The following is a 21,992-nucleotide window of genomic DNA, read 5'->3' on the forward strand; positions in this document are numbered from 1 at the left end:
CCCTTAAATTCCCTCCTTTCCGTCTTTGATTTTTCTAATTAGCATTTGCAACTTCAATACCTTTTCATAATCTCCTCTCTTTTGTGCCTCCAACATCTCACGTCTTAACCACAACATTCTATTATTGTTTGTTTTTAGTTCTTCTATCGCTCTCTTGGCAGCTTCTTCTGTTTCGAATCCTTTTGAGGAAAAGCTTGTGAGTTCTGACAATACTTTCTCATCATTAACAAATGTCAAAAGCATCGAATAGGTCAATTCCATCCCCTCATTAATTAAGTTTTTTATTGAACTGAAAAGTATTTTTATATCCTCGGTGCAAAAATCATCCTCGGTAACAGCATTTCTGATGCTTTCTGACTTGTTAGCCCACTCCACATAGATAGATAAAAGGTCTATATCATTTTTTTTGATTCTCTCTTCTTCAGTTAAATTACTTTTTTGCTGAACTTGTTTAAAATGTTGAATACTTTCTATGCGTTTTAGTTTTATATTTTCATTTTTGGTAAATTCCTTTAATATCGCATCTTCATCAATTTGTGTGAGCTGGGATAGCTTCTTTATATATTCCTGCCTTTCAACCTCATTTGAAATTGGCATTAAAACCTTTTCAAAGTATTCTCTCACAAACCTGAACTTCTGATCAGATTTTGACAAATCATAATTAGAAGATATCTGCTTTATTTTAAAATCTATCACGAACATAGCATTTTGTTTCTTTAGTAAAAACGCATCCTTTCCAAACTTTTTTATATACTCGTCAGGGTCTTTTGCATTTTCAAGCTCCATAACCTTTACCATAAGCCCATTTTGGTAAAGTATATCACCACTTCTAAACGTCGCATTTTTTCCCGCCTGGTCACTGTCTAAGCAAAGAACAACCTCATTTTTGTACCTGCGCAGAAGGAAACTGTGATCCTGTGTTAGGGCTGTGCCCAAAACCCCTACAACATTGTCTATACCTTCCTGATGAAGCGAAATAACATCCATATACCCTTCGACAACCACAAAGTCTTTTTCCTTGCTTCCCTTTGCAATGTTAAGACCATATAAAACCTTCGATTTTGAAAATATAAGAGTATCTGGAGAATTCATGTATTTAGGTGCTTGTGAGTCGTCAATTATACGACCACCAAACCCAATTACTCTATTCATCGTATCGAATATAGGAAAAATCAGCCTTCCTTCGAATCTACAATAATTCTTTCCATTTCTCTCAATAAAAATTCCACTTTTATCAATAATCTCTTTGGAATACTTTTTTGAGAGCATCTCATACAAGTTGTTATTCTCAGGGCAAAATCCAAGTCCGAACTGCTTTGCAGTTTCTTTTCTTATCCCCCTTTTCAAAACATACCTTGCAGCATCGATGTTTTCTCTTAAATACAACTGCCTCTGAAAATATTCAAAACAGTCATGGTGAAGAGAAATAAGCTCTTCTTTTTGTTTTGCCAAAACTCTGTCTTTTGCTGACAGAGACTGAGAAAAATCTACATCAATTTTAGCCTTCTCTGCTAAAACCTTAAGTGCCTCTGTGAAAGTCAAATTTTCTATGCGCATTACAAAATGGATAGCATTACCGCCAACTCCACAGCCAAAACAGTGAAATATCTGTTTTGCTGGTGAGACATAAAAAGAGGGCGTTCTCTCTTGATGAAAAGGACAAAGCGCTCTGAAGTTCACCCCCACTTTTTTAAGCGGTACATACATTGAGACAACATCAACAATGTCGACTTTGCTTAGGACCTGTTCTACAACTCTTTCCAGCACATCATGTTCACCTTCGCGTTTTTTAAGACAATTTAATTTTATTTCGACAAATTTTTTAAAATACCTTTTAGCATTTTTAATAAAAATCAAAGCTTATTCCACGGTGACGGTAAGAATAATTCATAAAACTTTCGCATAGCATACCTGTCTGTCATTCCGGCTATATAGTCTACTATTGCCTGTTCCTTGCCAAATCTGTCGATATTCTTTTTCACATCGTCAGGCAAAGCATCACAATTCGACATAAAATACTCATAAAGAGCTTGTATAATATATTTGGCTTTACTTTCATCCTTTTTTGCTTCGGAACCAATATACACATTTTCAAACATGAAACTTCGCAAAGTTTGCATAGCATAAAAAACATCTTCACTCATGGAGATTTCTGGCTTGTCCATACTATTTTTTATTATATCCCTAATTAATGTATTAATTCTCTCTCTCTTAGAATATCCCAGTATTTTAAGACAATCTTTCGGTAAGTCATCTTCTTTCAATATACCTGCTCTCATAGCATCGTCAATGTCATGGTTGATATAGGCAATTCTGTCTGCAAACTGGACAACTCTGCCCTCTAAAGTAGCGGGCGTTCTGCCCCAGACATGATTCAAAATACCATCTCTTACTTCAAATGTAAGATTAAGCCCATCTTCACCTTCCAGAAAATCAACAACCCGCAAACTCTGAACATTGTGTGAAAATCCAGTTGTGGTTATCTTGTTTAAGATATCCTCACCTGCATGCCCAAATGGTGTGTGACCTAAATCATGACCAAGCGCTATTGCTTCTGTCAAATCTTCGTTGAGTCTCAGTGCTCTTGCAATTGTCCTTGCAATCTGTGCAACCTCCAAAGCGTGTGTTAGCCTTGTTCTGTAATGGTCACCTTCTGGAGATATGAACACCTGTGTTTTGTGTTTTAGCCTCCTGAAAGATTTGGAATGTATTATTCTATCTCTATCTCTTTGAAACTCTGTTCTCACATCGCATTTCTGTTCTGGCTTTTGTCTCCCTTTTGTATTTTTTGAAAGCATTGCATAGGGAGAAAGAATCTTTTCTTCCAAACTCTCTTGATACTCTCTTACTTTCAACCTCTCACCGGACCTTTTAAAAGTCCCATTTTTTACTTGTTTTATTTATACCAAACTTATTATAATATCTAAATTCTCTACAAACTCAAAATTCCCTTCTTTAAAATGAAAAATTCAAAAAGAAGAAGGCTGGCATTATCCTCCAGCCTTCCATTCTAATTATCAGTTTTTACATTTCAGATTTTTGTGTTATGAGACGTTTCCTCTTCTTTCTTGAAGACGCTGTTTTAGTCTTGGCCTTTTCTGGGCTTTCTTGTTTTCATTTATTATTACAATAGGTTTGTCTTCTTTTAAGACAGCAGCTTTTGTAATAATAACCTTTTCTATCTTATCATTTGACGGAATCTCAAACATCACATCAAGCATAATTTCTTCCATTATAGCTCTAAGACCTCTTGCACCTGTGTTGCGTTCAATGGCCTTGTCAGCAATTGCTTCTAATGCATCTTTTTCAAACTCTAACTCAACACCATCCATTGCAAAGAGTTTTTGATACTGTTTTACAAGAGCATTCTTGGGTTCTGTCAGTATCTTTATCAAAGCTTCCTTGTCAAGTGCATCCAATGTAACTATTATTGGCACACGTCCTATAAATTCAGGAATCATTCCAAACTTAAGAAGGTCCTGAGGCATTATTTGTCTCAATATATCCCCAATCTTCTTTTCTTTTTTGCTTTCAACCTTTGCGTTAAAACCAAGTGTCTTTTCGCCAATTCTCTTTTCAATTATCTTTTCAATACCTTCAAACGCACCACCACAAATAAACAGGATGTTTGTTGTGTCTATCTGTATAAATTCCTGATGCGGATGTTTTCTTCCACCTTGTGGTGGTACAGAAGCAATGGTCCCTTCCAATATTTTGAGCAGTGCCTGCTGAACACCTTCGCCTGAAACATCTCTTGTGATAGAAGGATTGTCAGACTTTCTTGCAATCTTGTCAATTTCATCTATATAGATTATACCACGTTCTGCTCTTTCAATATCATAGTCAGCATTCTGTATGAGCCTGAGCAGGATATTTTCAACGTCTTCACCAACATAACCTGCCTCTGTCAAAGTTGTTGCATCAGCTATTGCAAACGGGACATTTAACATCTTTGCAAGAGTCTGAGCAAGGTATGTTTTACCAGACCCTGTTGGTCCAAGCATCAAAATGTTGCTCTTTTGAAGTTCAACATCGTCTTTTTTAGTGTCGTGGTAGTATATTCTTTTGTAATGATTATATACAGCAACAGACAAAATCTTTTTTGCATGGTCCTGACCAACAACGTATTGGTCTAAAAACTCTTTTATCTCCTTTGGAGTTGGTAGTCTGTCGTCAAATTCATTATATTCTTCTTCTTCAAAATCCTCTGAGATTATTTCAGAACAAAGTTCGATACACTCATCACAGATATAAACACCAGGACCAGCAACAAGTCGTCTTACTTCATCCTGTGACTTCCCACAGAATGAACATCTCAGCTGTTTCTTTTCTTCAAACTTAGCCAATTTTGAATCACCTCAAATTAAAGAAGGATTTATGGGCGCCTTTCAATCACTTTGTCAATGATACCGTATTTTAAAGCCTCTTCTGCTGTCATGAAAAAGTCACGGTCTGTATCACGTTCAATTACTTCAATTGGCTGACCGGTCCTCTCTGACAAGATTTTATTTATTCTATTTTTTATTTTCAAAATCCACTCTGCATGGATTTTTATATCTGTTGCCTGACCGCGAACACCACCAAGCGGCTGATGTATCATTATCTCGCTGTTTGGAAGGGCAAACCTCTTACCTTTTGCGCCTGCCGCAAGAAGGAATGCGCCCATTGATGCTGCCATCCCAACACAGATTGTTGAAACATCAGGTTTTATATATTGCATTGTGTCATAGATTGCAAAGCCCGCTGTAACAGACCCACCAGGTGAGTTTATATAAAGGTAAATGTCTTTGTCAGGGTCTTCAGCTTCTAAGAAAAGAAGCTGAGCAACTATAAGTGATGCAATATCGTCTGTAATCTCACCGCTCAAGATTACTATTCTATCCTTTAAAAGCCTTGAATATATGTCATATGCCCTCTCACCACGGTTAGTCTGCTCAATAACTATTGGAACAAGTGCAGACATAATTTTTCCCTCCTTTTTTAAAAAACAAAATTTAGAAGCTAAAAACTTCATTTAATTTTCCTGATTTTCGCCTTGAGGCTCTTCACTTATAATTTTAGCATTTTCGTAAATAAAATCTATAGCCTTATTTAGGATTATACCCTCTTTTATATATTCAATATCATCTTCAGAAAGTCTTTCTTTGAGCTTATCAACTTCCAAATTATACATCTTTGCAAGTCTTTCAAGCTCTTTTTGAAGCTCTTCATCTGTTGCCTGGATATTCTCTACCTTTGCAATCTTTTCTAAGATGAGGTTATTTCTCACAGCCTTCTCTGCTCTTTCTCTAAACTGGCTTCTAAATTCCTTGTCAGTCTTTCCTATAGCTTGCAGGTATCTCTCGTATGTCATGCCAAAGTACTGAAGGTTTCTTGCAACATCTTCAACATAATAATTTATCTGATTTTCAATCATTGGTTCGGGAATATCTATTGAAGTATTTTGGGCAATTTTTTCTAAAATCGCATCAATCATCTCGTCTTTTGCTCTTTGGTCATTTTTCTCTTTAATTCTGTTTCTGATGCTTGCCTTCAGTTCTTCTAATGTCTCAAATTCACTGACATCTTTTGCAAACTCATCATCAAGCTCAGGAAGTTCTTTCACCTTTATATCCTTCACTTTTACCTTGAAAGTTGCCTTTTTACCAGCAAGCGAAGGTTCTTGATAATCCTCTGGGAATGTTACCTCTATTTCCTTTTCCTCACCCTTGTTCATACCAATAATCTGCTCTTCAAACCCCGGTATAAATGCGTTAGAACCTATTGTAAGCTCATAATCTTGAGCAGCACCACCTTTAATCGGCTCTCCATCCACAAACCCTTCAAAGTCGATCGTGACAATATCGCCTTGCATAACTTCCCTTTCAACAGGAACAAACCTTGCATTTTCCTCTCTCAAGTGTTCAAGCTCGTGTTCCACCTCTTCCTCAGCAACCGGATATTCAATCTTTTTGATTTCAATTCCTTTGTACTGGCCAAGCTCAAATTCAGGTTTTACATATACTTCAGCCTTGTATATGAAGCTCTTTCCTTTTCCAACCTGAACAATATCCACTTCTGGCTTTGAGACAACTTCAAGCTTGCTCTCTTCAATTACCTTTGGATACGTTTCATTTAAAACATAGTCAATAGCATCATCATAAAATACCTCTTCGCCATAAGCTCTTTCAATTAAAGACCTTGGAGCCTTGCCAGGTCTAAAACCTGGAATTTTAAAATATTTTGCGTTTTTTAAGTAAGATTTTTGAAGACCTTCTTCAAACTTTTCAGCCTCAACCTCAACCTCAATGATTGCCTTGTTTGTACCCTTTTTCTCAATCTTGAACTCCATTCTAATCCTCCCTCAAAAAGATTTATTTTAAATTTTTCATTGCTGTCGGTCTAATAAAAAGTTATATTTTAACTATGATATTGTAGCATAAAAGTTTTTATTTTAAAAGTGGATTTTGAAAAGTTTGCTTCCCAACTTGTATGCGAACAATTTTTTAATTCAAAATGGAATATAATGGAATTATTTTATTGTATGCACAAGTTGAAAGGTATATAATTTAATTATAAAACCATTTCCGATTTAAAATGAACATTTGGGAGGGAATATTTAAGATGATTCAAAACATACCTGAAGTAAAACTTGGAATTGTGGCAGTCAGCAGAGACTGTTTCCCAGTCACACTTTCCGAAAAGAGAAGAAAAGCAGTCGTTGAAGAGTGCAAACGTCTTGGCATTGACATCTTTGAGGCAAAGACAACAGTAGAAAATGAAAACGACGTTTTAAAAGCCTTAGACGAACTTAAAGCAGCAGGTGTAAATGCTCTTGTTGTGTATCTTGGAAACTTTGGCCCAGAAGGACCTGAAACAATGCTTGCACAAAAGTTCGACGGACCTTCCATGTTTGTCGCAGCAGCTGAAGAGACACAAGAAAATCTGTTTGACGGTCGTGGCGATGCTTACTGTGGTATGCTAAACGCTTCGTACAACATAGGTCTTAGAAAGCTCAATCCTTACATTCCTGAGTATCCTGTTGGAGATAGCAGCGAGGTTGCAAACATGATTGCACATTTTGTAGATGTTGCAAGGGTTGTGATAGGAGTAAAGAACCTTAAAATCTTCAGTTTTGGACCACGTCCACAGGATTTCCTTGCATGTAACGCACCAATAAAGCCTCTTTATGACCTTGGTATAGAGATAATGGAAAACTCTGAGCTTGACCTGTTTGAGGCTTTCAACAACCACAAAGACGATCCACGTATACCTGAGATTGTAAAACAAATGCAAGATGAGCTTGGCACTGGCAACAAACACCCAGGAATTTTGCCAAAGCTTGCTCAATATGAGCTCACTTTGATGGACTGGTATGAAAAATATCGCGGTAGCTGTAAGTTTGCAATATTTGCTAACAAGTGCTGGCCAGCTTTTCAGACACAGTTTGGGTTTGTTCCATGCTATGTAAACGCAAGGCTTGCATCAAGAGGTATTCCAGTTGCATGTGAGGTTGATATATACGGGGCACTGAGCGAATATATAGTGACACTTGCAACACAGCTTCCCGCAACAATCCTTGATATAAACAACACAGTGCCAAAAGATATGTACGAGGCAAACAAGGACAAGTTCAAAGATTACAAGCTAACAGACCTTTTCATGGGATTCCACTGTGGAAATACTCCAATTTGCCACATGAAATATGCAGAGATGAGATACCAGCTCATTATGCACAGACTTTTAGAACCTGACAAAGAACCCGACATCACACGCGGAACACTTGAAGGCGCAATAAAACCTGGTGAAATAACAATATTCAGGCTTCAGTCAACAGCCGATTGTTTGCTCAGGTCGTACGTTGCACAGGGTGAGGTAATTGACGTTGACCCGCGTTCGTTTGGTGGAATTGGTGTGTTTGCAATAAAAGAAATGGGAAGATTCTACAGATACGTTCTGATTCAAAAGAGATTCCCGCATCACACAGCAGTTGCATTCAAACATGTTGGAAAAGTTCTATTTGACGCAATGAAAATGCTGGGTGTTGATGACATATCGTTCAATCAACCAGCAAATATGCTCTACAAGGACGAAAATCCGTTTAAATAATGTGGATATAAAAAGGGCTGCAGCCGGTTTTATGTAACCTACCCGCAAGCTGCAGCCTTTTTTGTTTTTTATATCCTACTTTTCAACACCTTATCCTCGTATTCCTTTACTTTGTCAAGCCAGCTGCTTCCAACAGGGACATTACTTTCATAGCAGAACTTGTTCCACACAGCACCAAATGGCAAAGTTTTGAACTCTTCCAAAAGCGCAAGCCGTTTCCCAAAATCCCCTTCATTTTCAGCTTCATTTAAAAGATGTGTTGGTTCAAGCAAAGCGTACAGAATTGATTTTAAAGCAGCTCTTGCGCCTGTCACCCAAGCAGTAATCCTGTTTATGCTTGCATCAAAAAAGTCCAATGCAAAAAACACCCTGTCAAAAGCATCTGCCCTTTTTACTTCCTGCGAAACAGACAATACCTCATCGTTCAGCACAACAACATGGTCACTGTCCCATCTCATACCACGGCTCAAATGCAAAAGCACCTTCTTTGAAAATGCTAAAACTGATGAAATCTTGTCAGCCACACTTTCTGTCGGATGGAAATGTCCAAGGTCAAAACAAATTGCTATATCGTGCTTGCTTGTAAAAACATAGCCCATGTAAAACTCATGAGAACCAACAACAAATGCCTCAGACCCAATTCCGAAAAGCTTGCTCTCAACAGAATCAACAAGATAAGTTTTGTCAACCGACGCAGCAAATATCTCATCTAAAGACTCTTTCAAAATCTTCCTGTGCTCATACCTCTTTGCTGTAAAGTCTTTCGACCCATCAGGAATCCAAATGTTGTTTATACAAGTCTTTTTTAGTTCTTTCCCTATTTGGGATGCAATTTCTCTTGATTTTACACCATGCTTTATCCAGAACTTTCTGACACCTCTATCTGTGCTTGAGAGCGTGTATCCTGACTGTGCCTTTGGATGGGCAAAAAATGTGGGATTAAAATCAAGCCCTATATCCTTTTCTTTTGCCCACTTGAGCCACTTTTCAAAGTGGTCAATTGAAAGCTCATCCCTGTCAACCTTTTTTCCATTTGTCTCAGCATATATAGCGTGAAGATTTACCTTATGCTTACCAGGAATGAGACTCATAGCAAACTCTAAATCAGACCTGAGTTCATCTCCGTTTCTCGCCCTGCCAAAATAGTTTCCTGTTGCTAAAATTCCGCCACCGCCCATGCCTTTTGTTGCTTCTTCAAACCCTGTCACATCATCGCCCTGCCAGCAATGAAGCGAAATACTAATTCCCTTCATCTTTTCTAAAACTTCATCTGTGTCAACACCATATTCTTTGTAAACCTCTTTCGCCCTTTCGTAATCGGCAAGAATCTTTTCATAACTTAAGCTCATAAAAAACCTTCCCTCCCTTTTCCTTCAATATAAAATCTCAACACCACTTTCACGGGCAGCCTTTTCAATGTCTTCAGGAAGCTCTCTTTCGCAAACCCAAATGTCAATCTCATCAAGCCTTGCATACGAAAACGGCATGTTTTTACCTACTTTTGAAGTGTCCATAAGCATAACTACTTTCTGACTCCGTTCAATTATCCTTCTTTTGAGATCACCTTCATATGCATTTGATACACTAAATCCTGTTTCAAGACAAAAACCTGAAGCACTCATAAAAGCAATGTCAATGTTCATTTTGTCAAGAGAGAATATAGCATTTGGCCCAGATACTGACAATGTGTTACTGTTAACAATTCCTCCCAACATCACAACAAAGATATTTTTCTTTTTCGCCAGTTCAAGTGCAATGTTAAGCCCGCTTGTGATGATTGTGAAATTGTCACTATCGAGTATTTTGGCAAGACACATGATGGTGGAACCTGCGTCAAAATATATTGATCTGTTTTTTTCAACAAGTCCTTTTGCAATATTTGCAATCTTCATTTTTGCTTCAATATTTTCCTGAGCACGTTTTGAATATTCGTCTTCCTGGCCAGTCAGTTGCCACAGCTTCTTTGTGCTGATAGCACCACCATGCGTCCTAATGAGGTGTCCTTCCTTTTCAAGTGCAATCAAATCACGTCGTAGCGTCATGGTAGATACGTCTGGAAAAAACTCTTTGAGTTTTTGAAGCTGGATTTCCCCTTTTTGTTCTAATATAGCCAGGATTTTTTGCCTTCTGAAATCATTCACAACACCACATCCCGAAAACTCATCTTGGATTTAAAAGTATTATATACCAAGTCTATTTGTCCTTAAAATCTCATTTGTTGTGAAGTTGTTCTTTGGCACATGACCTTTGAGCGGCATAATCCTCTCATGGATTGCGTCAATAATCCAGTCAGCTTGCGGGAAGAAATAGTTTTCAAATTCGTATGCAGGGACAATCCAGTTTTTAGAACCAACTACAACAGGTGGCGCGTCAAGATAGTCAAATGCGAGGTCGGCAATTGTTGTTGCCATGTCTTTCAAAATTGAGCCCCTTGCACATGCGTCAGAAGCCAGCACAATTTTCCCTGTTTTTTTGACAGATTCAATCACCTTCTCATAGTTAAAAGGTACGAGCGACCGCGCATCAATGATTTCAGCACTAACACCATACTTTTCTTCCAAGATTTTGGCTGCATCAAGTGCTCTGTACAGCGTTGCTCCAACTGTCAGGATTGTAATGTCCTTACCTTCTTTTTTGATATCAGGTTCGCCAATTGGAACCTCATAATATCCTTCCGGTACACCTTCTTTGTGGAAAAGCTCTCCAATGTCATATAGTCTCTGGCTTTCAAAAAATATCACTGGGTCTGTAGAAGACAGTGCGCTGTTCATAAGACCTTTTGCATCATAAGGTGTTGCTGGGAATACAACTTTAAGTCCAGGAATGTGAGAGACAATAGAAGACCAGTCTTGTGAGTGTTGTGCACCATATTTTGAACCAACAGAAACCCTCACAACAACAGGCATCTTCAATGTCCCTGCGCTCATTGCCTGCCATTTTGCAAGCTGATTGAATATCTCATCCCCTGCTCTTCCGATAAAATCACAGTACATTATCTCCACAACAACCCTGCCACCACACATCCCATATCCAACTGCAGACCCAACTATTGCACCTTCTGAGATACAGGTGTTAAACAGTCTGTGGTATGGGAGCGACTCTGTAAGTCCTCTGTAGACCGCAAAAGCTCCACCCCAGTCGCGCAAGTCTTCCCCGTATGAGATAAGTGTTGGGTCTGTATAGAACTTGTCAAGCAGCGCTTCAAATATTGCATCTCTGAGATTGAACACCTTTGCCTTTGGAACAGGTTTTCCGTCAACAATTCCTACTCTTATTTTGTTTTTTATCTGTTTTACGCGCGGATTTTCTTCTTTTGGAATCAAAACCTCAGGAGTTCTGTCTTCCATCTTCTCAATCTTCTGGTTTGAGAACATATATCTTGCTATACCATCAGGGTCTTTCACAAGATTTATTCTTGGCGAAACATTTTCATCAACAGCAAGAGCACATATCCTTGTTATAAGCTCTTTCACATAGCTTTGAATCTCCTCTATCTTTTCTTCTGTCACAACACCTGCTTTGATTAACTCATCCTTATAAGTTACAATTGGGTCTTGAGCTGCCCATGCCTCAATCTCCTCTTTTGTCCTGTAAGAAGATGAGTCAGATGGAGAGTGGCCTGTGAGCCTGTATGTGACAATGTCCAAAAGTACCGGGCCTTGTTTTTGTTGCAGCAGGTATTTCTTTCTCTTCATTGCATCAATTACAGCCAGTGGATTGTAGCCATCAACACGCTCAGCATGCATCTGCTCAGGGTTAACACCTGCTCCGACTCTTGCAAGCATGTCATATCCCATTGTCTCGCCGCGTGTCTGCCCGCCCATAGCATATTGATTGTCCATAAAATTGAAGATTATTGGAAGACCACCTCTGTATTCATCATCCCACAATTTTTTGTATTGGTCCATTGAAGCAAGGCACATAGCCTCCCATACAGGTCCACACGCCATCGAACCATCGCCAATATTGACAACAACAATGCCATTTTTCTTATTGATTTTCTTAAACAAAGCTGCTCCTACTGCAATGTCAGCAGACCCGCCAACAATTGCATTGTTCGGGTAAATTCCAAATGGTGGGAAGAACACATGCATAGACCCGCCAAGACCTTTTTGGAAGCCTGTTTCTCTTCCAAATATCTCGGCAAGCGTGCCATACAAGAAAAAATTGACTGCAAGTTCTTTAATGCTTGAGATATTTTTTAAGTTTTCTTCCACAACTCTAAGTATTGCTCCATCAAAATAGCTCTCCATGATTTTTAAAAGCTCATTGTCACTGAGCTTTTCAATTGTTGAAAGGCCTTTTGCTATAACCTCTCCATGACTTCTATGTGAACCAAATATAAAGTCATCTTTATCAAGCACAAAAGCCTGGCCAACCGCTGCTGCTTCCTGACCAATCGACAGGTGTGCCGGTCCCGGATAGTCATACTTTATTCCATTGTACTCCCCAGTTGTTTTTATTAAAGAGAGCATTGTTTCAAATTCGCGGATTATAAGCATGTCTCTGTAAATTCTAATCAGCTGGTCATCCGAAAAGTTTTGTCTCTCCTCTTCTAAGGTTTTGTTATACTGGTTTACAGGAATATCAAAAAATTTTATCCAGCCACTTTTTCTTACCTCGTTCGGGTCAATAAACTGTGACTTTGGCATCTTTAAAATCAACCTCCCCTACAAATCTAAAGTTCAAATATGACCTCTCTTATGATTTCGCTAACCGTCGGATGTGGAAATACAATATCCTTTATATCTTCAGCCCTCAGTTGTGATTCAATCATCACACCAACACCGTAAATTATTTCTGAGCTGTAGTTTCCTATCATGTGACAGCCAAGTATTGTTCGTTTCTTTCTATCAATCAATATTTTGTAAAGCCCGTCAAATTCTTCATTTTCGGCAACAAACCTCCCACTGTAAAGCATGGGAAGCTTTACAACTTCATATTCCAAAGCTTTTTCTTTTGCCGACTCTTCGCTCTCGCCCACCCATGCAACCTCCGGGTTTGTATATACAACAGAAGGAATAGAATCATAGTTCACTTTTACTTTTCTCCCCAGCATATTCCATACAGCAACCTCTGCTTCTCTGTATGCTGTGTGAGCAAGCATGAGCTTTCCATTTACATCCCCCGCAGCATACACCTCTTGAACATTTGTCTTCATTCTCTCATCTGTTTTTACACACCCTTTTTCAACCTCAACTCCTATGTTTTCAAGTCCAAACCCTGTTATATTTGGTCTTCTTCCGACGCTCAGCAAAACTTTCTCTGCCTCTTTTTCGAAAATCTTTCCATCTTTTTCATACACCACTTTTCGGTCATCAATTTTAGTAACTCTTGCTGAAAGTTCAAACTCAACTCCCTTTTTCTTGTATGCTTCAAGCAGTATATTCGAAATTTCCCTGTCCATGCTGCCGCCAATGTGGTCAAGCATTTCAATCACAGTCACTTTTGAACCTGCCGAATTGAAATATGACGCCATCTCAAGCCCAACAATTCCCCCACCAATCACAACCATCGATGCTGGCACACTTTCAATCTCAAGAATTTCTCTGTTGGTCAGCACAAAACCTCTTTCAAGCCCCTCTTTCACGCCCTCAATTGGTGGAATGAAAGGCGAAGAACCGGTGGCAATCAAGAGCCTATCTGTGGCAAATTCTTTATCGCCCACCGCTACAATATATCCTTTGCTGTTTCTTCCCAAAATCTCTCCATGGCCGCTGAGTATTTCAGCACCGCTTTTTCTGAGCTTACTTTTTATTCCTGTCACAAGAGTTTTTATTACTTTGTCTTTTCTTTCAAGAACCTTTTTGTGGTTTAATGTAATATTTTGTATTTCAACTCCATATTTAAAACCTTGTTTTGCGCTGTCTAAAATCTTTGCACTGTACAGTAGTGTTTTTGTAGGAATACACCCCTCGTTGAGACAAACACCGCCCAAATACCTTTCTTCTATCAAGAGCGTTTTGAGTCCTCCTTTTGAAGCTCTTTCTGCTGCCAGATACCCCGCAGGTCCACCACCTATGATTATTAGGTCGTATTTCATCTGCATTTTCACCCTCTCTAAATAATTCAGAGTGCCAAAAGCAAATCAAAGTTTTCTAAAAGCTCCTTTAAATCTTTCAAAAACCTTGCTGCATCGGCTCCATCTAACGCTCTGTGGTCAAATGTTAGTGATAGCCCCATTGCAGGATAGAATTTTATATGTCCATCTTCTTCCTTAGGCCTTTGAACAATTGAATTTACACCTAAAATCCCTGTCTGAGGAGGATTTAGGACAGGTGTGAAACTTTCTATGCCAAAGCTTCCTAAGTTAGTGACAGTGAATGTCGCTCCTTTTAAAAGATCTGGTGATATGGTTCCCTTTTTGCAAAGAGCAATTAGCTCCTTTGCTTCTTTTGAGATTTGGCTCAAACTCTTTTGGTTACAATTGAATATCGTTGGCACCATAAGACCACGCTCTGTGTCAACTGCAAACCCAAGATGAACATTCTTGAAATATCTCATTTTATTATCCAAAAAATGGCTATTGAGCGACTTGTGTTTTGGTAAAATCCTTGAGACAGCAAAAAGGATTATATCGTTTATTGTGATATCCTCAAGTCCCAGTTTTTCTCTGTTTTCTTTTACCTTTTTCCTAAACTCAAGAACTTTAGATGCATCAAATGATGTATGTAATGTCAGCTGAGCTGTTGTGGTAAGTGATAGATACATAGCCTTTGCGATAGCCTTTCTGATGTTAGATAGCGGCACATCTTCATATTCTACATTCTGCCCAGAAGACTCAGAAGTTTTTGAGACATAGCTTTCCTGCTTTGCCCTTTCAATGTCAAAAGTTGTAATTCTACCACCAATGCCAGTTGGCTCTAAAACTTTAGCATCGTCAATTTCTTTTGTTTCCTGCTTTGCCGCACTTGTAAAAACAGGACCTGACTCAAAAAGCTTTAAAATGTCTCTTTCAATTATTCTTCCGTCCGGTCCTGAAGGTTTTGCAAACCTAAAATCAACATTTAATTTTTCAGCTAAGTTCTTTGCCCTAGGCGAAATTTTTATTTTTCCTTCAGTTTGTAAAGAAGCGTTTGGAATTTTTTCTTCAGTTTCCATCGGCACCTCGTGGTCAGATGCCTGTAAATCCAAAACCTCATCTTTTTTAGATTCCAAAGATGCCTTTGGATTGAACTTTTCTACTTTCTCGCCATGTTCACCAATCACACACACATTTGTCAAGACAGGAACCTCTTCACCCTCTTCAAAGAAAATGTCAAGAAGCACACCACTTACCTTTGCTTCCTCATCAAAGCTTGCCTTGTCAGTCTCGTAAGAAAATAAAAGGTCGCCAACCTCCACCTTATCGCCCTTTTTCTTGTGCCACTTTGTAATTATACAGCTTTCAACAGTCTGCCCCTGCTTGGGCATTATCACAGGCACCGCCATATCAAAAACCTCCATTTGAGCTGTTTGTTTGTTTCAATATGTTTGATATATTTTTTCATCTATCATGTTAACTTTTTTCATCTCCAATTTAATAGTATCATTTTGTTTGTTTTTTGTCAATGTTATTTTGATTTTTGTCTTTTTAATTTCATATTTTGCGGATATTTTCAATTATATCTTTTGCATCCTCTGCCATATATGAACTTCTCACAAGAGGACCTGACATAACAAACTTAAATCCTATTGAAATTGCAAATTCTTTGTACTCTTCAAAGACATCTGGATGAACAAACTCAACAACAGGATGGTGATTTTTGGAAGGGGATAGGTATTGTCCTATTGTTACAAAATCACACTCTGCTTTTCTTAAGTCTTCAAGCGCCTTTTTAACTTCATCTTTTGTCTCACCAAGTCCAACCATGATACCCGATTTTGTAAATATATTCTTATCAATCTCTTTTACCATCCTCAAGACATCAAGCGACCTTTTATAACTTGCCAAAGGTCTTACGCAGGGATATAACCTTTCGATGGTCTCTATGTTGTGTGCAACAACATCGGGTGAAGCTTCTACAACTTTTGAAACTGATTCAAAACTACCTTTAAAGTCAGGAATTAGAACCTCAATCTTTGTGTGTGGGCTTTTTCCTTTTATGCTTCTTATGCACTCTGCAAAGTGAGAAGCTCCACCATCTGGCAAATCATCCCTTGTAACAGAGGTTATAACAACATACTTTAGTCCCAATGCACCTACAGCATTTGCAACCATCTTAGGCTCATCACTATTTAACTTCACAGGTTTCCCTTTCTTGACATCACAAAATGTGCAGTTTCTTGTGCATACATCTCCCATAATCAAAAATGTAGCAGTTTTTTTTGAAAAACACTCATAAATGTTTGGACACTGAGCTTCTTCACACACCGTGTGAAGAGAAAACATTTTTAAAATTTCTATGACATCATCTATTTTTTGATCTGCCTTTACTCTTATCTTCAGCCAATCAGGCTTTTTTAGATAGCTCATCTTTCCATACCTTCTTGTGTTTGAATTTTTAGCAAATTGAAAAGCTCTTCTTTGTCCAAGATATTCAAACTCCTGCCGAAAACCTTTCCAAAATAAGTCTGAACCTTATCAACCACATCTTCAAACAGAATTGTACTTCCAATCAGTCTTTCTAAGGATGTAACGCCTCTATCTTTCAGTCCGCACGGGATAATCCACGAAAAGTGTTCAAGATTTGTATTTACATTGAAAGCAAACCCGTGCATGGTTACCCACTTTTTAACTGCTATACCTATAGCAACTATCTTGTCATTGCCAACCCAAACACCCGTGTATTTATCTTCATCCCTGCGCGCTTCAACTGCATATTGGTCTTTTAAAAGCCTTATAAAAACCTCTTCTAAAAGATACACAAACTTTTTTATGTCTCTATCTGTCAAAGCCAAATCAAAAATTGGATACCCAACAAGCTGACCAGGACCGTGGTATGTCACATCCCCACCACGGCTTACCTCAAACACCTTGACACCCATTTTCTCTAAAAATTCCTCTGACACAAGGATGTTTTTCCTACTGCCACGTCTTCCTATTGTGATAACAGGTGGATGTTCAAGCAGCAGCAGTATGTCACCAATCTTTTTTTCAACCCTCAAAGACCAAATGCTCTCTTGAATTGAAAGAGCTTCCTGATAGTCTACCTTTTCTAAATAACAAACATTTATACACACTTTGCATATCTTCCTTTCATCCTTGCCAATATCCAATTTTAACTGTCAAATCTTTTTAGCATTTTCTAAAAGAAAATCTTCTGCCTCTTTGCACCAAAGACCATTATTTCTTTCAACAATCTTTGCAAGCTCTGCAAAAAGAGGATTTTCTTTGCCTTTTTCTTTGAAATCTTCTATTGCCACAAGGTCAAGCTCTATGTTTGTGTATATAAGCTTTTTCCCGCCAGGGATTTTGGGAAGATTTAGAGTTGTTTGCGCCACACAATTAAGTCCTCCAATATGAGTAATCATTGCAGCGGGGTTGACGATACCTTTTGCCATCAAATCAAGCGCTTCAATCATGTCATCGGTATTGCCACCACTTGTTCCAACAACGTGAGTTGAGTTGTAGTGGACATTGTAAAAGTTCAAAAGTGCTGAAAAATTGGGGTCGCTCGGTCCTGCAAAAAAGTTTAGGCACCCATCTCTTGCAAGAATCCTGTCTGCAAGTTCAACAAGTTCTCTGACTGGTGCAAAGACAAAAACATCGTCAAAGCCTCTGCCATCAGTAAATGAAAGAAGATAATTCTCAACATTATCTATATTGGCAGTATTGACATAATAAAGGTCAACACCATGCTTTTTAGCATCCTCTTGAGTATATATTGAGGCTGCTCTATCTAACCTTTCCTGGTTTATATCTGTCACAACAAGCAGCTTTGGTGGTTTAGGTCCGTGCACAGCATAGTCAATAGCCCCAAGCCCCATTGGACCAGCACCTGCTAAGATTGCCATAAAACCGTTTTCTAATGTACCCATTTTGTGTATATACTTGCCGGGCTGGGTATGATAGCTTGCATGAAATGCACCAATAATGCACGACATTGGCTCTGCCAGTGAGCCGTAAAAGAATGCATCACCCTCATACTTTAAAAGACAGTTTTGATCCATCACCTCATTCGGAATAATGATGTATGTCGCATCACCACCAATGTACTGGAACGAATATCCCGGTGCTGCATACGGATTATCTTTGAGGTTCAGCGCAGGCTGAACCGTGAATTTGTCACCTGGCTTGAACTTATCCTGCCACTTTTTACCCACTTCTATTATCTGCCCGCAAAATTCATGGCCTATTATAACCGGGTTTTTATCTATGTCTTTTGGTACTCTTTTGTGCTCACTTCCTTGAATTGCTGCCTTGTAAGATGACATGCAAAGACTATCAGAAATTACTTTTGCCAGGATTTCGTCTTCTCTTATTGGTGGAAGCTCGAATTCTTCAAGTCTCAAATCGTTTTTTCCATATAATCTCACAGCTTTTGTCTTCATTTTTATATCCTCCTTTACAAATCAAAATCTTACCTATAACATCAGGGTTGTTATAAGATAATGATAATACATCTTGGCTAAAAAATCAATAAAGTCAAAAATAAATCAAATTGATATAGACACAAACACAACATGTATTGTATAATTTATTTTAGATAGAGCAAAAAGACAACATGTTAAAACAATATCAAAGGGGGTACTATAATATGAGCTGCAAACGATTAGAGGGACAGGTTGCGATTGTTACAGGAGCTGCCCAGGGGCTTGGCGAGGCTTTAGCAAGAAGACTTGACAAGGAAGGTTGTAAGGTTGTTGTTGCAGATATAAATTTGGAAGGTGCTCAAAAAGTTGCAAGCGAGCTATCCGAAGCTATTGCTGTAAAGTGTGATGTTACAAACGAACAAGATGTCGAAGCAATGGTCGACAAGACAATTGAAACTTTTGGCCAGCTTGATTTGATGGTTGCAAATGCCGGAATACTGATTGCAAAGCCTATTACAGAATTTTCACTTGCTGAGTGGAAAAAGGTAATCGATGTAAACCTCATTGGATATTTCTTGTGCGCAAGAGCCGCAGCAAGGGTTATGATTCCACGCCGAAAAGGAAATATAATCCAGATAAATAGTAAGTCCGGAAAGAAAGGATCATACAAAAACTCTGCATACTCTGCATCAAAGTTTGGTGGAATTGGTCTTACACAGAGCTTAGCACTTGAGCTTGCAGAGTACGGGATAAGAGTAAACGCAATATGCCCGGGAAATCTGCTTGATTCACCTTTGTGGGTAAACAGCCTTTATGAGCAGTACTCCAAAAATCAAGGACTTACACCAGAACAGATAAGAGAAAAGTATTTGAGCCAAGTACCACTCAGGCGCGCCTGCACATATGACGATGTTGCAAATGTGCTCGTATTTTTAGCATCTGATGAGGCAAGCTACATGACAGGGCAGGCTATAAATGTAACAGGTGGTCAGGAAATGAGATAAATCTTTAAAAAGGAGAAAGATTTGAAACATGGCACAAGTTGAGTTTGAGCTTGAAAAAGAACTAAATCATGAAGATAAGGAGAGAAGACTTGAATCTCTTTTAAAGTTTTTTGAGCTTGTCAGGCAAGGCAAGATTTCATTGCTACCAAAAAGTAGTGTCATTAACAATCACATACATACATTCTACTCATTTTCACCATACTCTCCTTCAAAGGCAATCTACATGGCGGCAAAAAGCGGTCTTCCGACAGCAGGTATAATGGACCATGACACCATAGCAGGCAGTGAAGAATTTATCTCTGCCGGGAAAATAGCAGGTATTGCAACAACAATTGGTGTTGAGTGCAGAGCTGACTTTTCAAAAACCTTGCTTTCTGGCAAAAAGATAAATAATCCTGACCAGCATTCTATTGCTTATGTTGCAATTCATGGAATTCCACATAACCAAATTGAAACTGTAATGAACTTTTTCAAGCCGTATATCGAAATAAGGATGAAAAGAAATAGGCTGATGGTGGAAAACATCAATAGTCTTCTTTCAAAGTATGAAATTGCTTTGGATTTTGAAAAGGATGTTGTGAGTATTTCAAAATATAAAGAAGGTGGCACTGTCACAGAAAGACACATACTTTTTGCTCTTGCAAAAAAACTCATCGAAAGAGTTGGCAAGGGAAAAAAATTGATAAATTTTCTTAAAGATGAATTGAAAATTGAGATTAGTAAGAAGGTAGAAGGTTTTCTCAGCGATGAGCAAAACCCTTTTTATGAATATGACCTGTTAGGTCTTCTCAAGAGCGATTTTACTCCAAAGTTCTATATAAATGCCACAGATGAGTGCCCTGACATAAAAGAGGTTGTAGAGTTTTCACATAAGATAGGTGCAATAATTGCATACGCATACCTTGGTGATGTTGTTGAATCTGTCACAGGCGATAAAAGAAGTGAAAAATTTGAAGATGATTATCTTGAGCTTTTGTTTGAGGTTTTGGATGAGCTTGGCATAAAAGCAGTGACATACATGCCGTCAAGAAATACTCTTTCTCAGCTCAAAAGAGTAAAAAACTTATGTGAAAAATATGACTTTCTTCAGATAAGCGGTGAAGACATAAACTCACCCCGCCAAAGTTTTATATGTGAAGCATTAAAACAGGATGAGTTTAAACATTTGATAGATACTACATGGGCTTTGATTGGACATGAAATAATGGCAACAGAGGACAAAGAACTTGGATTTTTTTCAGATAAAATGCAAGAAAAATTTCCAAATTTAAGAGACAGAATTGAATATTTTAAAAATATTGGTCTTAAAATGTGGTCAAAATCAGATTAAAAATGATACTTTTTACCATATTAAAAGGCAACAAGCAGTTGTGCCTACTTGTTGCCTTCTTATTTTGCCATTTTCTTTAATAGTTCTTTTCTATATTTTTCACTCTCCCAGTTTTTGATATATTCCATTTCATTCTGTGACATAGTTTTTATAGTAAGACTAAACTTGTTTATTTTAGTTATCACATAAAGATAAGCAAGCAAAGTCTCTTCAGTTGCAAGCGCTTCTGAATAGGCTGCATTGTATATAACTCTGCCTCTTTGTAAATCTATTTCTATCTTTGGATTTTCTGCATACAGACTTGAGTTTATATAAACAAGCTGGTCAGGATAAAGAGGATATTTTTCAAATAGTTCAAATTCAAACTTTTCTGACTTTATAAAATCCAAGATAAACCTTGTTCTGCTCTGGTATCTGTTATCACCAATTTGTTTTAGCACACAAGAAGGATATCGTCCTCTTATTTTGAACCACCTTTTTATCAAAAGGTTAACCCTTTCATGCACCTCATAGACTTCTTTCAAATTATCTGAAGACACAATAAGTCCATGATTTTCCATGAAGATTACCTTTGGCCTTTTATCTTCAGCTGGCAGGCTTCTAAGCTGGTTTGCAATTTCAATGGTCAATGAAAAACCAGGATTGATATAAGGTATCCAGATAAAGTTAAAATTTTTATCTTTAAATATTTGGTAGCAAAGCTGCCTGCCTTCACATGAACAAGCCAAGATATTAGCATATACAGAATGAGAGTGGATGACGTATCTATCAAGTACAGAGTGAAACCCTACTTCCACTGATGGTCTTAAAACTTTCCCAGAAAAACTTAAACTACTTTTTTGAGCAATTTCAAGACTTTCTTTTTCGTAGTCTTTGTTCTGTGAAAGATTTACATTCTCATAAAAGCTTTTTATTTTTTGATAGTCTACAATTACATACCCGTCTTCTTCTGTCACTTGGTCAAGCCTAAAACCAGAGGCTTTTATTGCCATATACTGAGAATCAAGCTTTACAGAAATATTTCCCCCGCCACCCTGAACATAGTCAATCTTTCTGCCAATTTTCTGGCACAGCCATACAAGCTCTTGTAAGGTTTTATTTCTTTCCATCTCATC

At 38.1% G+C, this 21,992-nt stretch carries 17 protein-coding genes; 3 read left to right on the forward strand and 14 right to left on the reverse strand.

The features are described 5' to 3' along the window. Nucleotides 1–3 precede the first annotated feature (3 nt). The 5 genes from dnaG to tig form a co-directional block, all read right to left on the reverse strand. A complete protein-coding gene (dnaG, locus tag CALHY_RS09920) occupies nt 4–1,857 on the reverse strand; it encodes a DNA primase (protein ID WP_013403817.1) in 1,854 nt (617 codons plus the stop codon). Beyond that, a complete protein-coding gene (locus tag CALHY_RS09925) occupies nt 1,854–2,855 on the reverse strand; it encodes a deoxyguanosinetriphosphate triphosphohydrolase (RefSeq protein WP_013403818.1) in 1,002 nt (333 codons plus the stop codon). The genes dnaG and CALHY_RS09925 overlap by 4 nt, the downstream gene beginning before the upstream one ends. Nucleotides 2,856–3,044: 189 nt before the next feature. Next, entirely contained in the window at nt 3,045–4,346 is a 1,302-nt protein-coding gene (gene clpX / locus CALHY_RS09930) for an ATP-dependent Clp protease ATP-binding subunit ClpX (protein ID WP_013403819.1), read from the reverse strand. A 29-nt stretch (nt 4,347–4,375) separates the two neighbouring features. Further along, entirely contained in the window at nt 4,376–4,963 is a 588-nt protein-coding gene (clpP, locus tag CALHY_RS09935; protein ID WP_013403820.1) for an ATP-dependent Clp endopeptidase proteolytic subunit ClpP, read from the reverse strand. 51 nt (nt 4,964–5,014) lie between these two features. After that, on the reverse strand, nt 5,015–6,331 hold the full coding sequence (gene tig / locus CALHY_RS09940) for a trigger factor (protein WP_013403821.1): 1,317 nt from the start codon (nt 6,329–6,331) through the stop codon (nt 5,015–5,017). 272 nt (nt 6,332–6,603) lie between these two features. Here tig and CALHY_RS09945 point away from each other — a divergent pair, with 272 nt between their 5' ends. Then, a complete protein-coding gene (locus CALHY_RS09945; RefSeq protein ID WP_013403822.1) occupies nt 6,604–8,088 on the forward strand; it encodes an L-fucose/L-arabinose isomerase family protein in 1,485 nt (494 codons plus the stop codon). A gap of 68 nt (nt 8,089–8,156) precedes the next feature. Here the strand turns inward: CALHY_RS09945 and CALHY_RS09950 are convergent, their stop codons facing one another. From CALHY_RS09950 to CALHY_RS09985, 8 genes are all read right to left on the reverse strand, one after another. Beyond that, nucleotides 8,157–9,437 carry an L-rhamnose isomerase gene (locus CALHY_RS09950; protein WP_013403823.1) on the reverse strand — a complete coding sequence of 427 codons (1,281 nt, stop codon included), beginning with the start codon at nt 9,435–9,437 and terminating at the stop codon, nt 8,157–8,159. 24 nt (nt 9,438–9,461) lie between these two features. Further along, nucleotides 9,462–10,229, reverse strand: a complete 768-nt coding sequence (locus CALHY_RS09955; RefSeq protein WP_013403824.1) for a DeoR/GlpR family DNA-binding transcription regulator — start codon at nt 10,227–10,229, stop codon at nt 9,462–9,464. A 39-nt stretch (nt 10,230–10,268) separates the two neighbouring features. After that, nucleotides 10,269–12,740, reverse strand: a complete 2,472-nt coding sequence (locus CALHY_RS09960) for an alpha-ketoacid dehydrogenase subunit alpha/beta (protein WP_013403825.1) — start codon at nt 12,738–12,740, stop codon at nt 10,269–10,271. Nucleotides 12,741–12,766: 26 nt separating this feature from the next. Continuing rightward, the gene (lpdA, locus tag CALHY_RS09965) at nt 12,767–14,131 is read right to left on the reverse strand and encodes a dihydrolipoyl dehydrogenase (protein WP_041723436.1); all 1,365 of its coding nucleotides are present in this window, start codon (nt 14,129–14,131) and stop codon (nt 12,767–12,769) included. A gap of 26 nt (nt 14,132–14,157) precedes the next feature. Continuing rightward, on the reverse strand, nt 14,158–15,519 hold the full coding sequence (locus CALHY_RS09970) for a dihydrolipoamide acetyltransferase family protein (RefSeq protein ID WP_013403827.1): 1,362 nt from the start codon (nt 15,517–15,519) through the stop codon (nt 14,158–14,160). 148 nt (nt 15,520–15,667) lie between these two features. Then, a complete protein-coding gene (gene lipA / locus CALHY_RS09975) occupies nt 15,668–16,543 on the reverse strand; it encodes a lipoyl synthase (protein WP_013403828.1) in 876 nt (291 codons plus the stop codon). Next, complete coding sequence (gene lipB, locus CALHY_RS09980; RefSeq protein WP_013403829.1) at nt 16,540–17,250, reverse strand: lipoyl(octanoyl) transferase LipB; 711 nt, start codon at nt 17,248–17,250, stop codon at nt 16,540–16,542. Before lipB ends, lipA begins: the two co-directional genes overlap by 4 nt. Before the next feature lie 45 nt (nt 17,251–17,295). Further along, nucleotides 17,296–18,561, reverse strand: coding sequence for a zinc-binding dehydrogenase (locus CALHY_RS09985; RefSeq protein WP_013403830.1), 1,266 nt, complete (start codon nt 18,559–18,561; stop codon nt 17,296–17,298). Nucleotides 18,562–18,767: 206 nt separating this feature from the next. Here CALHY_RS09985 and srlD point away from each other — a divergent pair, with 206 nt between their 5' ends. Continuing rightward, nucleotides 18,768–19,547, forward strand: a complete 780-nt coding sequence (gene srlD, locus CALHY_RS09990; RefSeq protein ID WP_013403831.1) for a sorbitol-6-phosphate dehydrogenase — start codon at nt 18,768–18,770, stop codon at nt 19,545–19,547. Between the two features lie 28 nt (nt 19,548–19,575). After that, nucleotides 19,576–20,877: a PHP domain-containing protein gene (locus CALHY_RS09995; RefSeq protein ID WP_013403832.1), complete on the forward strand. Its 1,302-nt coding sequence runs from the start codon at nt 19,576–19,578 to the stop codon at nt 20,875–20,877. A 59-nt stretch (nt 20,878–20,936) separates the two neighbouring features. Here CALHY_RS09995 and CALHY_RS10000 read toward each other — a convergent pair whose 3' ends face one another. Next, entirely contained in the window at nt 20,937–21,986 is a 1,050-nt protein-coding gene (locus CALHY_RS10000) for a class II aldolase/adducin family protein (protein ID WP_013403833.1), read from the reverse strand. Between the last annotated feature and the right edge of the window lie 6 nt (nt 21,987–21,992).

The sequence above is a fragment of the Caldicellulosiruptor hydrothermalis 108 genome, assembly GCF_000166355.1.
Classification (GTDB): Bacteria; Bacillota; Thermoanaerobacteria; order Caldicellulosiruptorales; family Caldicellulosiruptoraceae; genus Caldicellulosiruptor; species Caldicellulosiruptor hydrothermalis.